Consider the following 18669-nt stretch of genomic DNA (forward strand, 5'->3'; position numbering starts at 1 on the left):
CTATCAGGAAAGCCTGAGGTGTTTTTCAAAACAACCCGGATATGCTATGTATTCATCAAAAACAAACCGAGCATTTGCGCTCAAAAAATAACTATTTAGCTATGAATAAGGCAACATTACAGGAAATTGAAACGCGATTTGACAAGGATGTCGAACGTTTCTCTAACTTAGACACAGGTCAGGCGACAACCTTGGATGCTGTATGGAATATGGAACTCATAACAGATGCAATTTCATCTCTTTATCCGAATCTCGAACAAGTGTTGGATATCGGTTGCGGTGCAGGTAATTACGACGTGAAGTTGCTGCAGAAAGTCAGTACCAATCCAGCAATAACCCTGGTTGATCTGAGTTGGCCTATGTTAGATCGAGCTAAAGCACGTGTTGGGGCACTTACAAATGGGGTAGTGCATCAGATCAAAGGAGATTTTCGGGAAGCTAATCTTTCCGAGGGGAAATTTGACGTCATCATTGCTACAGCGGTTTTACACCATTTGCGAGACGATCAGGATTGGGAGAATGCATTCCGCAAGCTTTTTAGACTACTCAAAAACGGAGGAAGTGTATGGATTTTCGATTTAATCGAACAAAATAGTGCTCCGCTCCAACAATTGATCTATCGGGAAAAATATGGAGCATATTTAACCAACTTGCAAAACGAAACGTATCGCGATCATGTTTTTGCCTATATCGAACATGAAGACACGCCAAGGCCGTTGGTTTATCAGCTTGACTTATTGGCAAAAGTCGGATTTAGAGATATCGATGTATTGCATAAAAATTTATGTTTTGCCTCTTTTGTTGCTTTCAAATAGGAATCATAGCTATTCTCCTTGATGATGGCAGTCAAAGCTGAGCTGGAGAAGCTTTTTTTGGGTGAAAAAAAGTCAAGCTGCAAGTGTCGATACCAATACTCATATAAAAGAGAATAAGTAGATTAATAAAGTAAGCCGTGCAAAATGATGAATAAAAAGACAAAAAATAAGGCGATACGGGGAGTATCGCCATAAAATCACACTAACTATTAAAAAACCTATAGGACTAGGAATTTACAAATTCAATAAACCAATGTCTGTTTGATATCACTTTCCCTTTCACTTATCTCGTCTTGGCGAGATATCAAAAAAATAATAAAATGTAATTATTAAGGTCAATACTTCAAAAAAACAAAGTATTTCCATTGGTTTACGTAAAGATATGTGTTTATTTTTTAAATACAAATAAAATTGACGAAAATTAAAAAATTATTATCATTTGATTGTTTTCAAAAATTCTGTCCAAGCAACTTGATCTGTTTTAAAAGTTAGATCTTCTATCGATAGTGTATGCAACGAGACCCATCGGAAAGATTGACGCTTATTATCTTCAGCTTTCTGATCCAGATCAAAGTCGAAAGCCTTGGAGGTCGTTCGGATCTGAATGGCTGACGTGTTTTTGACCTGATAGTAAATTGATATAATCTGACTATCGTTGAAGCTCGATTTTTCGTAAAAATCAGTTGTGTAAATATGCTTAACAACGGTGATATCAAATGCGCATTCTTCTTGATATTCTCTAATTAGAGCCTCCAATAGACCTTCTCCGTACTCTAGTCCTCCGCCCGGAAATTTGGTAAATGAAACATTTTCCGTTCTTTCGTCACTGATCAACACTTCCTGCTTTTCGTTAATCAATATTCCGTACACTCTTACGTTAAATGGAAACATTATTATTCTGTAGTTATATAAATGAAATTTTTCTTTATAGCGGCATGAAGCCATTCTCAATAGCAAACTCATCCAATCCGATATAGGAATAATGTCTTGGCAAGAACCAGCCGATTGCTTCCATGATATTTGTGAATTCTTTTTCTGTCCTAAATTGGTTAGCGACAATATTAAATACCAAATCTTGAGACACTTTTTCCTCGTCTTTATAATTACGTGCGATCAGCATAATTTTTGCATTCTTTACGCCATAATAATCCAAAAATTCACGGAGTTGCGTGCGGACATGCTGTGGTAGGATGATTTCCGATGGTTGACCCACTAATATTTCTTCGTCTTTACCAATTGTAGTTTGTTCATTTTTTTGTGAAAAGATGCTCTCGTCCGTGTAAAACTCTTCATTCAAAAAATAATTGACTAAATCGCCATATGTAAAGATCCAATCAGGATTTTCATTTTGCGTATTGATGGCAATACCAAAACCTTTAGGTAATACAAAGTCTTTTAAACGATTTTTGATAACAAACGCTTGAAAATTTTGGTCTTTGGGCACACTTTCCAACTGAAAATAAGGAAATCCGTCGGGACCGATCACAACTTCGGTTTCCGCAAGCTTTAAGGTACACTCCGCTATGTTGCTTAAGAAGGTATCGCGCCATACTTCGTCCCGCTCCGCAAAAGGAACTTCCATTAGGTTATTAATGATGATGGTTTTTTCAAGATCTCCTAACCGGTTGTCATTCGCGTTATTACTATCGTCAAATAAATGTATTGTACTCATTTTGGACTGTGATTTTGTTAATTGCAGGTAAAAGTAAAAGAATAATTATAATTTAACGACGTTTTCTTGATTTTGATTGCCCTTTTCGGTTGTTGTGCTGACTGCTAGACAGCATTTTTTCCCAGCTCAATAAAAAAGGGTGTTGATCGTCAATCTGAATCTGTTTATTTAAGGATAGCTGTAGCTTGATCCATTTTTCATTATCCTCGGCATCACACAGTGTAAAGGCGGTACCGTCCGTATCGGAACGCCCCGTTCTTCCGATCCGATGCGTATATAATTCCGGGGAATCGGGCACTTCATAATTAATAATCGCTTCCAGATTTGGGAAATCTATACCTCTTGCCAGTAAATCTGTTGCAATCAATACCCTATTTTCTTTGTTTCTAAATTTGTTGACAATATCTTCCCGTTGTTGTTGTGACTTGTCGCCATATAGCGCGAGAGCCGGAATGCCATTTCGATTCAGGTCTGTTTCGATTCGTTCTACAGCATGTACTGTTCGTGTGAAGATAATAGCCTGTGATTTAATCCTGTTTTCAAGGAGGTATCGAATAAGATTTTTTTTGTCATTTTTATCAACATACAATACATATTCACTTATTTTTCCTTTTATTAAATGATCTTTTACTACGATCTCTATTGGATTGTTAAGCCGTTTGTGGATTATTCTATCCATTTCTGTTGTGCGCGTCGCTGAGACAAAAATAGACTGCTTCTTCGCTGGGAGCATATGCAGAATTTTATTGATTTCCATTTCGAATCCCAAGTCGAGTAATTGATCAAATTCATCAATAACTAAGGTGTCTATCGCTTTCAGATCAATAACTTGCCGTTCCAGAAAGTCAAGGAGCCTGCCCGGAGTTGCCAGAATTAGCTGAGCGCTAGGGTAGGCTGCGAGCTGGCTTTCGTAGGTTCCACCACCATAAAAGCAAGCGACGCTAATGTCGGTCCCTTCGATCAATTTAACAATTCTATTTTTTGTTTGGATACATAGCTCACGTGTCGGAAGTAGAACGAGGATGGAAGGGTGTTCGTTTTTCTCTTTTTCCAATAACCGTTGCACAAGGGGAATAGCAAAAGCTTCCGTTTTTCCGGTTCCCGTAGGTGCAATAGCTAAGCAATCTTTGCCATCTAATACAGCAGGAATTGCTAGTTCTTGGACAGCAGTAAGCGTATTTAGCTTTTGTTTTTCAAGATTGGAAGCAAGATGCTTGTTGAGTTGTAGGGATGAAAAGTTCACAATAAAAAATTAAATTAAAATGGAGATCTGTCAGGATCCTATAGCTAACGTCAGACAGTTTACAGAACTATAATTTTATAACGTTATATGTTAATCTCCGGCTATAATAATTAAAAATCCGCAAAAATTAGGAATTTTTATCAAAAAGTACTAATTTGAGAAATTAGAATATTGTATTTCAAATCCGAACTATTGATTGTCAATTTATTTGACAAACACCAATTATATAGAATAATATTTTTGTTAAATTTGTTGAAACAAAAAAGAATATGCTTGATACTGCATTTGACCAAAACAATGAATCTATTTCCACTTTGAGCTTTGACGAGTTCAAAAAGATTATTGTGAATGATTATCGAACTGCCTTGGAGAGTCGTTACGTGAGTTTATTGGGACGTAAAGAAGTGCTTACCGGTAAGGCGAAGTTTGGTATTTTTGGCGATGGAAAAGAATTGGCACAAATTGCGATGGCTAAAGTCTTCAGAAATGGAGATTGGCGGTCGGGATATTACCGTGACCAAACATTTATATTTGCTTCTGGCATCAGTGATGTCTATCGTTTTTTCTCTCAATTGTATGCACACCCCGATGTTGAAGCGGACCCTTCTTCTGCTGGTAGACAAATGAACTGTCATTTCTCTACACGGGTTTTGGATGACCAGGGGAGTTGGCTTGATCAGACCGTTCAGAAGAACTCCTTTTCGGATATATCCACAACAGGTGGACAGATGGCGCGGGTATTGGGCCTAGGACTGGCATCTAAATTATATAAACAAAATAGAAATTTGGATTATTTATCCTATTTCTCAGATAAAGGAAATGAAGTTGTTTTTTGTACGATCGGAAACGCTGCAACATCAGAGGGAGTATTCTTTGAAGTGGTCAATGCTGTAGGCGTGCATCAGGTTCCAGCAATTATTTCGATTTGGGATGATGGATACGGCATTTCTGTTTCTAACGAGACCCAGACCACAAAAGGTGATATTTCTGAAATACTGAAAGGTTTCCAAAAGGAGCAGCTGACAAATGGAATTGAAATTTTTAAGGTCAGAGGCTGGGATTATGCAGGATTGTGTGAGACATACGAACAGGCTGCAAATATTGCAAGAGAAAAACATGTTCCATGTCTGATCCATGTGACCGAATTGACACAACCACAGGGGCACTCATCCTCGGGATCCCATGAGCGTTATAAATCTCAGGAGCGCCTTCAATGGGAGGTAGATTTCGATTGTATCGCGAAGATGAAAGAATGGATGCAAAGTTCGGGTATTGCTACAGATGAAGAGTTAGATCAGCTTGATCGCGAAACCAAAGACTTTGTTCGTCAAGAACAAAAACGAGCATGGGCAGATTATATCAAGACGCTAGGGATCGAAGCAAAAGAAGCAATAGATTTATTGTTACGAATTCCGAATGAAAAAGCAGACTTTGCAGCAAAAAAACTGCAGTCGATGGTAGAACCTTCCTTGAAAGAGGTATACGGACAAGTCCGGAAGGTATTGCATGAGTTGAAAGGGAAACATATAGAAGGCCGCCAGGAACTTTTAAATTGGTATAAAGTTAAACAGGACGTCAACGAGAAGCGGTACAATTCAAAATTATTTACGGATGGCATTGATTCTCCCTATAATGTGCCAGCAGTAGGGCCGATTTATAAAGAAGATTCCAAAATAGTAGACGGTCGAGAAGTATTGAATCTCTGTTTTGAGGAAAATTTTCAACGGGATGAACGCCTATTGGCATTCGGAGAAGACGTTGGAAAGATAGGGGATGTCAATCAGGGATTTGCTGGTTTACAAGATAAGCTCGGTGCCCATCGTGTATTTGATACTGGTATCCGCGAAAATTCGATCATCGGTAAAGGTATAGGATTGGCTATTCGTGGTTTGCGACCGATCGCTGAAATCCAATACTTAGACTATTTGATTTACGGCATCACCGTTGCCAGTGATGATCTAGCAAGTTTAAGTTATCGTACGTTTGCAGGGCAAAAAGCACCAGTGATTATCCGTACCCGCGGGCACCGTCTGGAAGGGATATGGCATTCTGGATCCCCTATGTCTGTGTTATTGGGCTCATTAAGAGGACTACATATCTGCGTACCACGTAATATGACACAAGCCGCAGGGATGTATAATACACTTTTCCGTTCAGATGAACCCGCTATTGTTGTCGAATGTCTAAATGGCTATCGCCTCAAAGAGCGCTTGCCTGAGAATGTGGGCGAATTTACAGTGCCAATTGGTTATGCAGAATGTATTAAAGAAGGGCAGGATATTACGGTAGTTTCCTATGGATCAACTTTACGCGTTGTTGAAGAAGCAGCGGTCGAATTGGAGCGTTTGGGGATATTTATTGAAATTATTGATGCACAGACCTTACAACCGTTTGATAAGGGGCAGCTTTGTGCCGAGTCCTTGAAAAAAACGAATAAGTTGCTGATTGTAGACGAGGATGTACCAGGAGGCGCTTCCGCATTCATATTACAAGAAATACTTGAAAAACAAAACGGTTATTATTTGCTTGATAGCCAGCCCCGGACATTGACAGCAAAAGCGCATCGTCCACCCTATGGTTCGGATGGAGATTATTTTTCCAAACCATCCTCAGATGATGTTGTAGAATCTGTTTATGCAATCATGCATGAAGCTAATCCGGAGAAATATCCATCTANNTAGATGGATATTTCTCCGGATGTGATTTCTTTAATTGTGCTCGTCAAGAGTGATAGCTTCTAATTTTTCCCACCTTCAATATCCCGATTCATTAAATGAATGGGGTATTTAGCTCTTTTCGTAGCCCTACTCTTCGTTCGTTAACTGAATATACTTGCAGCGCCAATCATTGCGGCCTTCTCACCCAGTATTGCAGTGTAGACGATAAATCTATTGAATTCTTCTCGGTCCGCAATAAAGATAGGAAGTGCTTTTGCGATGTTGCCACCAATAATAAAGATATTCGTCTGGTATTTTTCTTCGAAAAATTGCATAAAATCAAATAGATGCTTCGCATATTCATCTTTGATTGTCGCGAATGCGGTTGTTTCACGGTGATTGTCCAGAATTTCCTTTAATCCAGTAACATCCTTACCTGTGACCTCTTTGAATCGTTTGACAAACCATCTTGTTACCAAATATTCTTCAAAAATACTTTCCTCGTAAGGTGTGTTCCATAGATCTGCATCGAAAGCCTTTTCGCCTTTGTTCCAAACTGCAGATCCCAATCCCGTTCCCAAAGTAATGCCAAGTATTCTTGCATTAGTTTGTAGGTTCTGTACAAATATTTCTCCCTGTAAAAAAGCAGCAGCGTCATTAATAAAATGAATAGCATTAGGGGGTAAACCCAGCTCTGCAGACAATAAGGTTTTAATATCTTTATCATACAAGTTGTCGTACTTGCTTTGACCTAACATTTTAGAGATACCATTTTCATAGTCAAATGGTCCCGGCATTGCTATGCCAATGAATTGAATAGCAGTGGGTGAGGTACGGATAATCTCCTGTATTGTGGAAGCCCAGGTTTGTAAAATCGTTTTAGCATCTCCTTGAGAAAAAACGTGGTTTCTGACCACGTTCTCTAAATGTATATTCCATTGTTTGGTGTCAATGATACAGGCGGAAATATGAGTGCCTCCAATGTCAACACCTACGACATAATTATCTTGCAGCATGTTTGTAACTTTGATGTTTAAGTAGATGATCCGCAATCACAAGTGCCGCCATGGCTTCTACAATAATTACCGCTCTCGAAACAACACAAGGATCATGTCTTCCCTTACCACTTGCGATGGCCGGGTTGCCATGGATATCGACTGTTTCTTGATCTCTCATGATGGTGGCAACAGGTTTGAATGCTACTTTAAAGGTAATATCCATACCGTTTGATATACCGCCCTGTATTCCCCCAGAGAAATTGGTATGTGTATGCACTTGATTTAAATCATGGTCATCTGCTACAAATATATCATTATGTTCGGAACCTCGCAACTCTGAACCTGCAAAACCTGACCCATATTCAAAACCATGAACAGCATTGATGCTCATCATGGCTTTTGCAAGGTCAGCATGGAGTTTATCAAATACCGGTTCTCCGAGACCCACGGGAACATGCCTTATCACTGCTGAAATACGTCCCCCTACCGTATCACCCGCTTTTCTGATCGAATCTATAAATTCTACCATCTCATTGGCTGTTGCCGGATCAGCACAGCGTGCGATATTGGATTCACGTAGATCAAGCAAAGCGTTAAGATCTTTTGTATCTAAATTGGGTGCTTCAATCGTACCGACACCAGAGACATGGGCAAAAATTTGAATACCAAATTGCTTTAAGAAGCTTTTTGCAACTGCACCTGCCGCAACCCTTGCAGCTGTCTCACGGGCTGAAGAACGACCACCGCCACGATAGTCACGTATGCCGTATTTCATCTGGTAGGTGAAGTCTGCATGAGAGGGTCTAAAGATGTCTTTGATGTGCGTATAATCTTTCGAACGTTGGTCTTCATTTGGTATGACAATGGCAATCGGTGTGCCGGTCGATTTGCCTTCGAATACACCCGATAATATCTGGGCGGTATCACTTTCTTTTCGTTGTGTGGTAATCCGGGATTGTCCCGGTTTGCGTTTATCTAGCTCAGATTGTATAAACTCTTCGTCTATCGTTATATTTGAGGGGCAACCATCAATAATTACACCGATAGCTTTACCGTGTGATTCGCCAAAAGTGCTGATTCTGAATAAATCGCCAAATGAATTTCCTGCCATAAAAATTAAATTTCAATAAACTTAGATAAATTTGCATTTAAATGCAATGATAACGCTGTTGTAAAATACAACTTTATCAATTTTGATCGTGTAAAACTATGTATAAGCCCTTTACGGTGATTGCGTTCACCTCGTTGTCATTAAGGCTGTCAATAGTGCGTATATATAGGTTAAAAAACCAGGGACATATCGCTGTATTCTCCTGGTTTTTAATATTAGTCAATAATAAAAGATTGAGACTGTAGGTGTTTCCAGAAATCTGGATAAGATTTTTCGACAACCTGTGGCTCCGCAATCTTGATCTGGTCAAAAACCAATGCAAGGGGAGCAAATGCCATTGCCATACGGTGGTCTTCATAGGTGTCAAATGTCACCTCTGTTGGCTGGTATACTTGAGCTGTTTTTAGGTGATAGGTTTCGTTGTCTTCGATCAAATCGGCGCCAAATTTTGCTATTTCAGTCTGTAGTGCAGCAATTCGGTCAGTTTCTTTGATCTTTAATGTCTCCAGACCCGTAAAAGAAACGTCGCGACCTAAAGCGGCAGCAACCACAACAACCGTCTGGGCGAGATCCGGACATTCTTTGAAATCAAATATTATTTTTTTCGAATCTATTGCCGTTTTCTGAAGATGTAGACCAAAGGCTTCAAAACTGGATTGGACGCCAAAATGCGTCATAATATCAACAATGGCAATATCGCCTTGCAAACTGTCTTTTTTAAGTCCCGGTAAGACAATAGATGCGCCATCTTCTGCCAAGGCTACGATAGCGTACCAATATGAGGCTGCACTCCAATCTGGCTCCACATAAATGGTACTTTTTGAAAAGCTTTGTGGGGCAATATGAATCTCATTTGCTGTCCACTCGTGCTGTATACCAACACTTTTTAGCATATCCAAGGTCATGGATACATAAGGTCTGGAAGTCAGTTCGCCTTCGATTTCCAATGTAAGCCCCTTTTTCAGTGCTGGAGCGATTAAAAGTAGCGCAGAGATATACTGGCTGCTAATATTTCCTTTTATCCGGACACGGTCCTTGCCCTGAAACAATCCGCCTTCTATTTTTAGTGGCGGGTAGCCAGCTTTTTTTTCATAATGAATGTCTGCGCCTATTTCTTTCATCGCATCAACCAATATACCAATTGGCCGCTGTTGCATGCGTTCGGTTCCCGTTAGAATAAAGTTTCCGGGAACAAGGTTCAAATAGGCTGTCAGAAAACGCATTGCCGTGCCTGCAGGACCAATGTCAATCGTATTGTAGCCTGCTTGCGGGTTGGATGCGATCTGTAATACACGGTTTAATGTAACTGTGTCGGCAGCTTCGGAAAGATTTGCGATATCAACTTGTCCTTTACTCAAGGATTGGATAATAAGAGCACGGTTGCTCTCGGATTTTGATCCTGTCAGTTGAACCGTGCCTTTAATCTTTTTTGATGGATGCGTCAGCTTGATGACTTGTTTCATTATGCTTCAGCTGTAGGTTGTTCTTGTGAATTCATAACCGCATTTTGTTTACGGATAGATTCGTTGTGAATTAATTCTAGGAATTTTGTTGCAAACTCACTGCCCAAAGAAAGTGCTTCAGCAAGTTTTGTGCGTTTTTGAACAATCTCATCCCAACGGTTTACCTGTAAGATCGTTACGTTGTTATCACGTTTGTATTCACCAATTTTCTCAGCAATCTTCATACGTTCTCCGATTTTTTGAATAATTAAATCATCCAATTTATCGATGTTGCTACGTAATTCTGCTAATTTGTCCTCGAATGAAGGATTGTCAGAATCCGCTTTACGTAATGTTAAATGATCGATCAATTCCGCCAGGGCCGCTGGAGTAACCTGTTGTTTGGCATCCGTCCAGGCAACAGAGGGGTCAATATGCGATTCGATAATCAAACCTTGCATGTCCATGTCCATTGCTTTTTGTGCTATGTAGGGTAATAATTCACGATTCCCACAGATATGGCTTGGATCATTGATGATCGGTAAATTAGGGCAAGCCGTCTTTAATTGGATCGCAAGATCCCACATTGGTTCATTACGGAAAGCTGTTTTCTCGTAAGAAGAGAAGCCCCGGTGGATAGCACCTAATTTTTTGATGCCAGCGCGATTGATACGCTCCAAAGCACCGATCCACAATGATAAATCTGGGTTAACCGGATTTTTTACGAAAACTGGTACATCTACTCCCTGTAGTGCGTCAGCAATTTCTTGTACTGTGAAGGGATTAGCCGTCGAACGCGCACCTACCCAAAGTACGTCAACACCAGCAGCTAAAGCTTCCTCTACGTGCTTGGCTGTAGCAACTTCGGTAGCTGTTAATAAACCGGTCTCTTCTTTTGCTCTCTTCAACCACTCCAAACCAATGGAACCAATCCCTTCAAATTCACCCGGACGTGTGCGTGGTTTCCAGATACCAGCACGTAAGATATTTACTTTTCCAGTATTCGCCAATAGATGCGCTGTAGATACCAATTGCTCTTCAGTTTCCGCACTACAAGGGCCTGCAATAATTAAGGGTTTGTCTCCAGTATCTAACCATGATTTCAAAGGAGTGATTTCTAATGTATTTTTCATCCGAATAAATTTTTAAAGGTATTTGAATCTGTTAAGTCGTCATGCTTGTTCTGCAAGTCATTTGTCCAGTCAGCAGATTCAGGTAAGTTTGATTATTTTCTAATTATTAAATTGTTGATTATAGTTTCTCGTTTTTGATGTATTCGCCCATGATATTAAAATTGATACTATGTTTGAGTACTTTCCTGATTGCGGCTTCATAGTCTGATTGTTTCTTCCATTCAACGTCCACAAAAAAGTCATACTCGTTGCGTTTTCCGATGACAGGCATGGACTGAATCTTACTCAGGTTAATGTTTTGCTCGGCAAAACATTGTAAAATAGTCGCAAGTGATCCAACCGTATTTCCAGTTTGGAACGATAAAGATGCTTTGTTCGCATTTTTGTACTCAACCACTTCATTTGAGAGAACCAAAAAACGCGTCGCATTCTTTTTATTGGTTTCGATTCTTTTCTCTAAAATCTCAAGCCCATAAATTTCAGCGGCTAAAGTACCTGCAATTGCAGCTGTATCAGTCAATTTTCGTTCAGCGATCATTTTTGCAGTAGCAGCAGTGTCGGATCCTTCTGTAATACGTACACCTTCCAGCTCTGAAAGAAATTCCTCACATTGACGGATCGCTATCGGATGTGATTCAATATGCTTGATATCCTTTAGTTTAACACCTGGCAATACCATCAAATTCTGTTGAATGTTGAGATAAACTTCACCTGTGATATGGAATTTGTAATCCCGAAGCAGATTATAGTTTGGTAGCAGGCTACCGGCAATTGAATTTTCGATCGCCATAACGATATAATCCACTTTTCTTTGCTTAAGCAATTCACAGGTTTTTTTGAATGAATCACATTCTACAATCTCGACTTCCCGTCCAAAGTATTTAAATGCGGCTTCCTCGTGAAATGAAGCTTTTGCTCCTTGTATCGCAATTTTTAAACTCATTTTTTTTTGTTGCTATTTTGCCCTTAAACAAGAAAGAGTCCCGGTGATCTAAACCGGGACTCTTTCTTGTTATATTTTTAATGTATACACAATCTAATCCCGGCTCTTATTTTTAAAATAAAAGAAGTTAAAATAGAAATATGTATATGATCTGTTCATCCTTTTGTTGTTTTGACATTTCAAATGTACGAATGTTTTTGAAATATCAAAGAAAAAATAATTTTTTTATAAAAAAAACAAATCATTTACAGCGTTTTTTTATCGTTTTTTTTAGTCTTAAAAATAGATGTTTTTTTGATGTTTTTTTTGGAGTGTTATTGTTTTAATTAGTTTGTATTCAAACTGTTATTTTTTAATCATGTGTTTTTTGTGCATGTTTTTTATGGTTTTTTTACGATAAAAATAGGTGAAAAATTCGTCTTTTTATGGTGTTTTTTTTAATGAATAATTGTCTGTTTTGTGTTTAAAATAATTCCTTTTTTATAGGTTGTTTGCTGAAAAAGTATTTTATTACCTTTGCCCAAATATGAATTTTATGCTAAAGCGATTGAATTTTTTGGTACCAGCTACGATCACCTGTTTCTTATTTTTAAGTTTTTCTTACAAAGGGGAGGAGCGATACGTGAAAGTGCAACGCGTCATTGACGGCGACACCTTTGTCATTGAAAGTGGTGGTAAAAAAGGAGAGCGGGTGCGACTGATCGGAATTGATGCACCCGAAACACGAAAAACAGCCCGAAAAGAAGTTGGTTATTATGGGCAGGAGGCAAAAGAATACCTGCGATCCATGTTGACCGGAAAAAATGTTAAGTTGGTGTTTGATATTGGGAAAAAGGATCGTTATGGAAGACTACTGGCTTATGTGTATATTGGAGGGAAATTTGTAAACGCGGATTTGGTGGAACAGGGGTACGCTGTAACGTACACCTTAGCCCCTAATGTGCAATACGCAGATTTTTTTATAAAATTAGAGCGTAGGGCCCGGGTAGCAAAGCGTGGGCTTTGGAATTAATTAATAGCTGAACGATGTTTTTTGTCCTAATTAGTGTTATTTGCAGTGTCACTGTAGCAGTATTGTTGAAATTGGCCAAACAGGATGGCGTAGAAACAAAACAAGTGATCGTATGGAATTATCCCATGGCAGTTGTTTTGACTTATTTTATACTGCAGCCCGAAATAGAGTCAATGAGCTGGACGAGCTTACCGCTTCCGCTTTATACAGCATTAGCGGTACTGTTGCCTGGAATGTTTGTATTTATAGCTTTATCCATCCGTTATAGTGGTTTGGTAAAAACAGAAGTTGCGCAGCGCTTGTCTTTGTTTATACCGCTACTGGCATCATTTTTTTTATTTAATGAAAGATTGCAAGGGAATAAACTGCTAGGTATAGGGCTTGGCCTATTAGCGATCGTATGTTCCATTGGTTGGCGCAAATCAGCTTCAATAACAAACTTGCCCGATATGCGCTATAGAAATCTCTATCCATTGCTTGTTTTTATCGGGATGGGGATTATTGATATCCTCTTTAAGCAAGTCGCTTTGCATGTCACGATTCCCTATGTCAGTTCGATGTTTATTATATTTGTCATGGCTATGCTGATTGCATTTGTATTACTAGGCTATTTTATCTGGATTGAAAAGCAGGTCTTTTCTTTCAAAGCCATAGCTTATGGCCTGATTTTGGGTGCTTTCAACTTTTGCAATATATTATTTTATATGAAAGCGCATCGGGCGCTGCCCGAAAACCCTTCCATTGTTTTTACAGGAATGAACATTGGGGTAATTTCTCTTGGCGCTTTGGTTGGTGTGGTATTTTTTAAAGAAAGACTATCTGGGTTGAATTACCTAGGTATCGCTCTTTCCATTGTTTCAGTTTTAATTATCGCATATCTGTGAGCTTATTTGAAGATACTTATCGAACGATCGATACAAATTACGAAGGAATTTTTCGAGATAAAGGGAGCAAATTCATTGCTTATGCATTTCCATTTAGGTCTGAGGAAACATTAAAAGAGGTATTACAGGATGTGAAAGTCCTACATCCGAAAGCAAGGCATCATTGTTGGGCCTATAGACTGAGCCCAGATCGTAATGTGTTTCGGGTAAACGATGATGGCGAGCCTTCTGGGACTGCGGGTCGTCCTATATTGAATGCCCTGCTCTCAGTAGATATCACCAATGTAATCGTCGTTGTTGTCCGCTATTTTGGCGGAACCCTGTTAGGCGTACCAGGTTTGATCAATGCGTATAAATCGGCAACACAGGATGCATTGGATCAGGCTAAGATCATCGAACGGACAGTTAACGATAGCTACGGGTTAACTTTTGACTACCTGGATATGAATGATGTCATGCGTATTATTAAAGAGGAGGGGCTGGAAATTGAAAAGCAACAATTTGACAATAATTGCTACCTGGAATTTGAGGTACGCAAAATGCAAGTTAACCGGGTTGTCGAACGTTTTTCAAAAATAGAAGGTTGTGAATTGAATTATTTAAGAACAATATAATGAATAATGCCGAACTCATTTTAAATTCAGATGGAAGTATTTATCATTTGAATTTATTGCCAGCGGATTTAGCTACAACAATTATTACGGTAGGGGACCCCGACCGTGTCGCGAAGGTTTCGAAATATTTTGATCGTATAGAACTCAAAAAAGGAAAACGTGAGTTTATTACCCATACAGGATATATTGGCACTAAACGACTGAGCGTGATTTCGACAGGTATCGGAACAGACAATATTGATATTGTTTTGAATGAATTGGACGCATTGGTCAATATCGATTTTCAGAATAAGACGCTGAAGAGCGAGCTAACAGTTTTGGATATCGTGCGAATCGGTACCTCTGGTGCTGTACAAGAGGATATCGAAATGGGAAGCATACTCGCCTCCACTTATGGGATAGGGTTTGATGCACTGATGCAATACTATCAAAAACCTTATGACGAGGTTGAACTCAATATACAAAGTTCTTTGATTCGACATTTCCCCCAATTGAGTTTAAAACCTTACGTAGCACGTGCGGGTAAGGGCTTATTAGAACGTATTGCTTTTGATCTGCAAAAAGGAATGACTCTGACTGCTCCGGGGTTTTACGGGCCGCAAGGACGCTCCCTAAGATCAGATAACACGATTCCGGATCTCATTCCCTTGATAAATTCATTTAAGTACAGTGACCTCCGCTTGACTAACCTGGAAATGGAAACCGCCGGGATCTATGCACTGGCTAGTATGCTTGGCCATCAGGCAGTATCTATAAACGCCATTTTAGCAAGTAGGGTAGCAGGAAAATTCTCATCGGATCCCGAAGCAGTCGTTGAAAAAGCTATTCAGCTGGTACTGGAAAGGATTTAAAAAAAATATCCACTACCGCGGGCGAATTAAACGACTCCTTTTCTGTTAGAGTCAAATTTTAGCATAATAAAAAGTAGTATCGTAAAGCTCCATAATGAGGACCCACCGTAGCTGACAAAAGGGAGCGGAATCCCGATAACCGGGACAATACCTATTGTCATTCCTATATTGATAAATAAGTGGAAAAATAGGATGGAAGCTACACCATATGCATAAATCCTAGCGAAGGCCGAGCGCTGTCGTTCCGCAATATGAATAATGCGTAAAAGTAAGGTGAGGTAAATGGCAAGCAATGTTACCGAACCAACAAAGCCCCATTCTTCGCCTACGGTACAGAAAATGAAATCGGTACTTTGCTCAGGTACAAAGTTGTATTTTGTTTGCGTCCCTTGTAAATAACCTTTTCCCCAGAATTGTCCGGATCCAATGGCGATTTTGGACTGATTCAAATTATATCCTTTATCTTTAAGATCTTGGGTCTTGCCTAGAATGATATCGATCCGGTCACGTTGGTGGGGTTGTAGTACGTGGTCATAAACTAAGTCCACGCATAATATAAATGCGGTACAGGCAGCGAAGAGAATACTCAGATTGATGATATACTTTCTCTTTTTCCGGAAGCTCCACATGAAAAAACCGATAATAGCAGCTAGTACCAATATTAGGATCCAAGGATTGAATAGGAGGGATAAAACAAAAAGTAGGATACATAGCCCCCCGAATATCAGTAATTCATTGTTGACATAACCTTCACGGTAAAATACAAAAATCAACGAAAAGAAGGCAAGTGCTGAACCAGTATCGGGCTGTAGCATAACCAAGAATACAGGAAAAAGTACAATTCCAGCGCCCATTGCCAAGGTCTGCATGGTGGGAGCTTTATTGCTCTGCGCACTTAGAAAGTTGGCCAACAGCAAACAGGTGGAAAGCTTGGCAAACTCTGACGGTTGCAATCGGAAGAAACCCAAATCAATCCAAGCCTGGTTTCCACCCACATTTCGTCCAACAACCAACACAACGACGAGGAGTATGGCTGTGATCCCATAGAATATTGGTGAAGCAGAACTGAAAAACTTAGCGTCGATTATCAGAATAGATATACCGAGGATGATTGCAGAGATCAGATACAAAGATTGCTTTCCATAGTTGGTTCCTAACATGAAAAAACCTGGCATCTCCGGATTAAAAACAGCTGCACGGATATTGAAAAGTCCTATTAGGCATAGTGATAACCATAATATGATTGTTAACCAATCTATTTTTCCAAAGAAACTGTTTTTTTGATTATTCATATCTTCTTTTTACCTCACTATGGTGAACAATTGTTTCCTTTGGTTTTATTAAAGCTGCCGTCTGACGTTTCGATTTAATCGTATCTGTTTTTGATTTGACCGAATCCGTTTTCTTGGCATCCTTATTTTTGGGATCCACTATTTTCTTTGGTGCCGGAAGGAAGTTTGCCTTATAGATACGATCCTGAATATACTTTGGTGCTGTAATTGTGTCTTTCAGATATTTTTCGACCATCATACTGGCAATCGGACCAGCCCATGTTCCACCATAACCCGCATTTTCCACAAATACTGCTATCGCAATTTTTGGATTTTCCCTGGGTGCAAATGCGAAAAATACGGCGTGATTTTCGCCATGTGGATTTTGAGCGGTACCTGTCTTTCCGCACATTTCAATACCGGGTATACGGTTCGCCCAAGCTGTTCCTTCGGGCGTGTTTACGGCGTCGCTCATTCCCTGTATAACCACAGGATAATATCGTTCATCTACACCAGCACTGATCTTTTCGGTAAATTCTTTTTTTGCAATTTTTTGCGTGCCAATACCTTTGATGAGATGCGGTCTATAGTAGAAACCTTTGTTGGCTACGATGGCCATGATATTGGCCATCTGCAATGGCGTGATACCCATCTCACCTTGTCCAATGGACAAAGAGATATTGAAGCTTGAGCGCCACTTGTCATTGCCGTAACGTTTTGTATAAAATTCCGATGTGGGTAATAAACCTGCTTTTTCTCCAGGAAGATCAATCCCTAATTTATGTCCGATTCCGAATTGTGTAACTGCATTTCGCCATAAATCATAGGCTTTAGGTCCGGAAAGGCCGCGGCCATCGATCATTTTAGCGTAGGTAAATCCATAATAGGTATTACAAGATACGGCTACAGAACGTTGTAGGGTCGTTGATCCATGATAGTGGGTACATCCCATCCAACCTCGTCCACCACCATAACTATAGCCATGCGGGCAGAAAAATACGGTATTGCGGTCAATCAGCCCAGCCTGCTGTGCAGTTAATGCCGAAACAACTTTAAATACTGACCCCGGAGGATATGACGCTTGAATTGGCCTGTTGAAAAGAGGTTTGGTTTCATCATTCAGTAGCTTCATGTAATTATTGCCGACCTGACGACCTACCATAAGATTCGGATCATAACTTGGACTGCTCACATAGGCTAATATTTCTCCCGTTGCTGGTTCAATGGCAACAATGGATCCTAGCTTATTTTTCATGAGGTTTTCACCTAAAATTTGAAGATCCTTATCTAAGGAGGAGACTAAGCCTTCACCCGCAACGGCTAGGGTATCGTACTTCCCTTCCATAAATATACCTTTTGGACGGTTCAGCGCATCGACCATTAAATTGTTAACGCCTCTTTTCCCCCGAATGAGATCTTCATAGGATCGTTCGACACCACTCCTTCCGATATAGTCACCACTACGGTAAAATCCATTAGACCGTTCAATGTCTTTGTCATTTACCTCACTGACATAACCTAAAAATTGAGCGGCAATACTATCTGGATAACTTCTGATAGTTCGTTTTTGCACATAAAATCCACGAAATTGGTATTGATATTCTTGGTACTGTGCCCATGTCCGTACGGATAATTGTTTTTCAAAAATCGATGCTCTATAAGGGGAATGGGCCCTGGCTTTTTCCATACGTTTGATAAAGCCTTCTTTATCAATCTCAACTAATCTACAAAACAAGGCTGTATCAATTTCTTTGACTTCGCGAGGCGTGACCATCAGGTCATAAACAGGTTCATTTTGCACCAGTACTTTCCCCTTACGGTCCAAAATAACACCTCTTGCGGGATATACAATTACCTTCCGCATGACATTGCTATTCGCCGAATGTATATAGGAGTCGTCGATAATCTGTAAATAAAATAGACGGGCAATCAAAGTCAGGACGATGGCGACAAAGATTCCGGAAACAACGTACTTGCGAGCAAAAAAACTATTCATAGAAATAAATTTCTATCCATCGATCTA

Annotated in this window: 16 protein-coding genes; 6 read left to right on the plus strand and 10 right to left on the minus strand. The window is 39.7% G+C overall.

What is annotated here, in order from left to right:
- Nucleotides 1-41: 41 nt before the first annotated feature.
- The gene (locus B4A24_RS23455) at nt 42-815 is read left to right on the plus strand and encodes a class I SAM-dependent methyltransferase (protein WP_293947353.1); all 774 of its coding nucleotides are present in this window, start codon (nt 42-44) and stop codon (nt 813-815) included.
- A gap of 435 nt (nt 816-1250) precedes the next feature.
- Here the strand turns inward: B4A24_RS23455 and B4A24_RS23460 are convergent, their stop codons facing one another.
- Genes B4A24_RS23460 through B4A24_RS23470 form a run of 3 tightly spaced genes read right to left on the minus strand, consistent with a single transcriptional unit; the run spans nt 1251 to nt 3730 of the window.
- Complete coding sequence (locus tag B4A24_RS23460) at nt 1251-1706, minus strand: NUDIX domain-containing protein (RefSeq protein ID WP_293947354.1); 456 nt, start codon at nt 1704-1706, stop codon at nt 1251-1253.
- A gap of 34 nt (nt 1707-1740) precedes the next feature.
- Nucleotides 1741-2487 carry a hypothetical protein gene (locus B4A24_RS23465; RefSeq protein WP_293947355.1) on the minus strand — a complete coding sequence of 249 codons (747 nt, stop codon included), beginning with the start codon at nt 2485-2487 and terminating at the stop codon, nt 1741-1743.
- Between the two features lie 52 nt (nt 2488-2539).
- Nucleotides 2540-3730 (minus strand): DEAD/DEAH box helicase, encoded by a 1191-nt coding sequence (locus tag B4A24_RS23470; protein WP_293947356.1) that lies wholly within the window; start codon nt 3728-3730, stop codon nt 2540-2542.
- 269 nt (nt 3731-3999) lie between these two features.
- On the opposite strand from B4A24_RS23470, the gene B4A24_RS23475 reads away from it, so the two are divergent.
- Nucleotides 4000-6411 carry an alpha-ketoacid dehydrogenase subunit alpha/beta gene (locus tag B4A24_RS23475; protein WP_293947357.1) on the plus strand — a complete coding sequence of 804 codons (2412 nt, stop codon included), beginning with the start codon at nt 4000-4002 and terminating at the stop codon, nt 6409-6411.
- A gap of 137 nt (nt 6412-6548) precedes the next feature.
- Here the strand turns inward: B4A24_RS23475 and B4A24_RS23480 are convergent, their stop codons facing one another.
- The 5 genes from B4A24_RS23480 to B4A24_RS23500 form a co-directional block, all read right to left on the minus strand.
- On the minus strand, nt 6549-7403 hold the full coding sequence (locus tag B4A24_RS23480) for an ROK family protein (protein WP_293947358.1): 855 nt from the start codon (nt 7401-7403) through the stop codon (nt 6549-6551).
- Nucleotides 7390-8496: a chorismate synthase gene (aroC, locus tag B4A24_RS23485; RefSeq protein ID WP_293947359.1), complete on the minus strand. Its 1107-nt coding sequence runs from the start codon at nt 8494-8496 to the stop codon at nt 7390-7392. Before aroC ends, B4A24_RS23480 begins: the two co-directional genes overlap by 14 nt.
- A 215-nt stretch (nt 8497-8711) precedes the next feature.
- On the minus strand, nt 8712-9959 hold the full coding sequence (aroA, locus tag B4A24_RS23490; RefSeq protein ID WP_293947360.1) for a 3-phosphoshikimate 1-carboxyvinyltransferase: 1248 nt from the start codon (nt 9957-9959) through the stop codon (nt 8712-8714).
- The gene (locus tag B4A24_RS23495; protein WP_172395861.1) at nt 9959-11071 is read right to left on the minus strand and encodes a chorismate mutase; all 1113 of its coding nucleotides are present in this window, start codon (nt 11069-11071) and stop codon (nt 9959-9961) included. Before B4A24_RS23495 ends, aroA begins: the two co-directional genes overlap by 1 nt.
- A 118-nt stretch (nt 11072-11189) precedes the next feature.
- Nucleotides 11190-12014 carry a prephenate dehydratase gene (locus B4A24_RS23500; protein ID WP_172395862.1) on the minus strand — a complete coding sequence of 275 codons (825 nt, stop codon included), beginning with the start codon at nt 12012-12014 and terminating at the stop codon, nt 11190-11192.
- 526 nt (nt 12015-12540) lie between these two features.
- Between B4A24_RS23500 and B4A24_RS23505 the strand changes: the two genes are divergently transcribed.
- From B4A24_RS23505 to B4A24_RS23520, 4 genes are read left to right on the plus strand one after another with little or no spacing between them, the layout of a single operon-like run.
- Complete coding sequence (locus B4A24_RS23505; RefSeq protein WP_293947361.1) at nt 12541-13026, plus strand: thermonuclease family protein; 486 nt, start codon at nt 12541-12543, stop codon at nt 13024-13026.
- A gap of 14 nt (nt 13027-13040) precedes the next feature.
- On the plus strand, nt 13041-13910 hold the full coding sequence (locus tag B4A24_RS23510; protein ID WP_293947362.1) for an EamA family transporter: 870 nt from the start codon (nt 13041-13043) through the stop codon (nt 13908-13910).
- Nucleotides 13907-14524 (plus strand): IMPACT family protein, encoded by a 618-nt coding sequence (locus B4A24_RS23515; RefSeq protein WP_293947363.1) that lies wholly within the window; start codon nt 13907-13909, stop codon nt 14522-14524. The genes B4A24_RS23510 and B4A24_RS23515 overlap by 4 nt, the downstream gene beginning before the upstream one ends.
- The gene (locus B4A24_RS23520; protein WP_293947364.1) at nt 14524-15375 is read left to right on the plus strand and encodes a nucleoside phosphorylase; all 852 of its coding nucleotides are present in this window, start codon (nt 14524-14526) and stop codon (nt 15373-15375) included. The genes B4A24_RS23515 and B4A24_RS23520 overlap by 1 nt, the downstream gene beginning before the upstream one ends.
- Nucleotides 15376-15401: 26 nt before the next feature.
- Here the strand turns inward: B4A24_RS23520 and rodA are convergent, their stop codons facing one another.
- Together rodA and mrdA are read right to left on the minus strand one after the other, a co-directional pair.
- On the minus strand, nt 15402-16667 hold the full coding sequence (gene rodA, locus B4A24_RS23525; RefSeq protein WP_293947365.1) for a rod shape-determining protein RodA: 1266 nt from the start codon (nt 16665-16667) through the stop codon (nt 15402-15404).
- Complete coding sequence (mrdA, locus tag B4A24_RS23530; RefSeq protein WP_293947366.1) at nt 16660-18642, minus strand: penicillin-binding protein 2; 1983 nt, start codon at nt 18640-18642, stop codon at nt 16660-16662. The genes rodA and mrdA overlap by 8 nt, the downstream gene beginning before the upstream one ends.
- Between the last annotated feature and the right edge of the window lie 27 nt (nt 18643-18669).

The organism is Sphingobacterium sp. UBA7249, assembly GCF_002472835.1.
Classification (GTDB): Bacteria; Bacteroidota; Bacteroidia; order Sphingobacteriales; family Sphingobacteriaceae; genus Sphingobacterium; species Sphingobacterium prati.

Coding starts and splice junctions, on each gene's coding strand:
- B4A24_RS23455 (WP_293947353.1), top strand. CDS start 42: ATGCTATGTATTCATCAAAAACAAACCGAGCATTTGCGCTCAAAAAAT.
- B4A24_RS23460 (WP_293947354.1), bottom strand. CDS start 1,706: ATGTTTCCATTTAACGTAAGAGTGTACGGAATATTGATTAACGAAAAG.
- B4A24_RS23465 (WP_293947355.1), bottom strand. CDS start 2,487: ATGAGTACAATACATTTATTTGACGATAGTAATAACGCGAATGACAAC.
- B4A24_RS23480 (WP_293947358.1), bottom strand. CDS start 7,403: ATGCTGCAAGATAATTATGTCGTAGGTGTTGACATTGGAGGCACTCAT.
- aroC (WP_293947359.1), bottom strand. CDS start 8,496: ATGGCAGGAAATTCATTTGGCGATTTATTCAGAATCAGCACTTTTGGC.
- aroA (WP_293947360.1), bottom strand. CDS start 9,959: ATGAAACAAGTCATCAAGCTGACGCATCCATCAAAAAAGATTAAAGGC.
- B4A24_RS23495 (WP_172395861.1), bottom strand. CDS start 11,071: ATGAAAAATACATTAGAAATCACTCCTTTGAAATCATGGTTAGATACT.
- B4A24_RS23500 (WP_172395862.1), bottom strand. CDS start 12,014: ATGAGTTTAAAAATTGCGATACAAGGAGCAAAAGCTTCATTTCACGAG.
- B4A24_RS23505 (WP_293947361.1), top strand. CDS start 12,541: ATGAATTTTATGCTAAAGCGATTGAATTTTTTGGTACCAGCTACGATC.
- B4A24_RS23510 (WP_293947362.1), top strand. CDS start 13,041: ATGTTTTTTGTCCTAATTAGTGTTATTTGCAGTGTCACTGTAGCAGTA.
- B4A24_RS23520 (WP_293947364.1), top strand. CDS start 14,524: ATGAATAATGCCGAACTCATTTTAAATTCAGATGGAAGTATTTATCAT.
- rodA (WP_293947365.1), bottom strand. CDS start 16,667: ATGAATAATCAAAAAAACAGTTTCTTTGGAAAAATAGATTGGTTAACA.
- mrdA (WP_293947366.1), bottom strand. CDS start 18,642: ATGAATAGTTTTTTTGCTCGCAAGTACGTTGTTTCCGGAATCTTTGTC.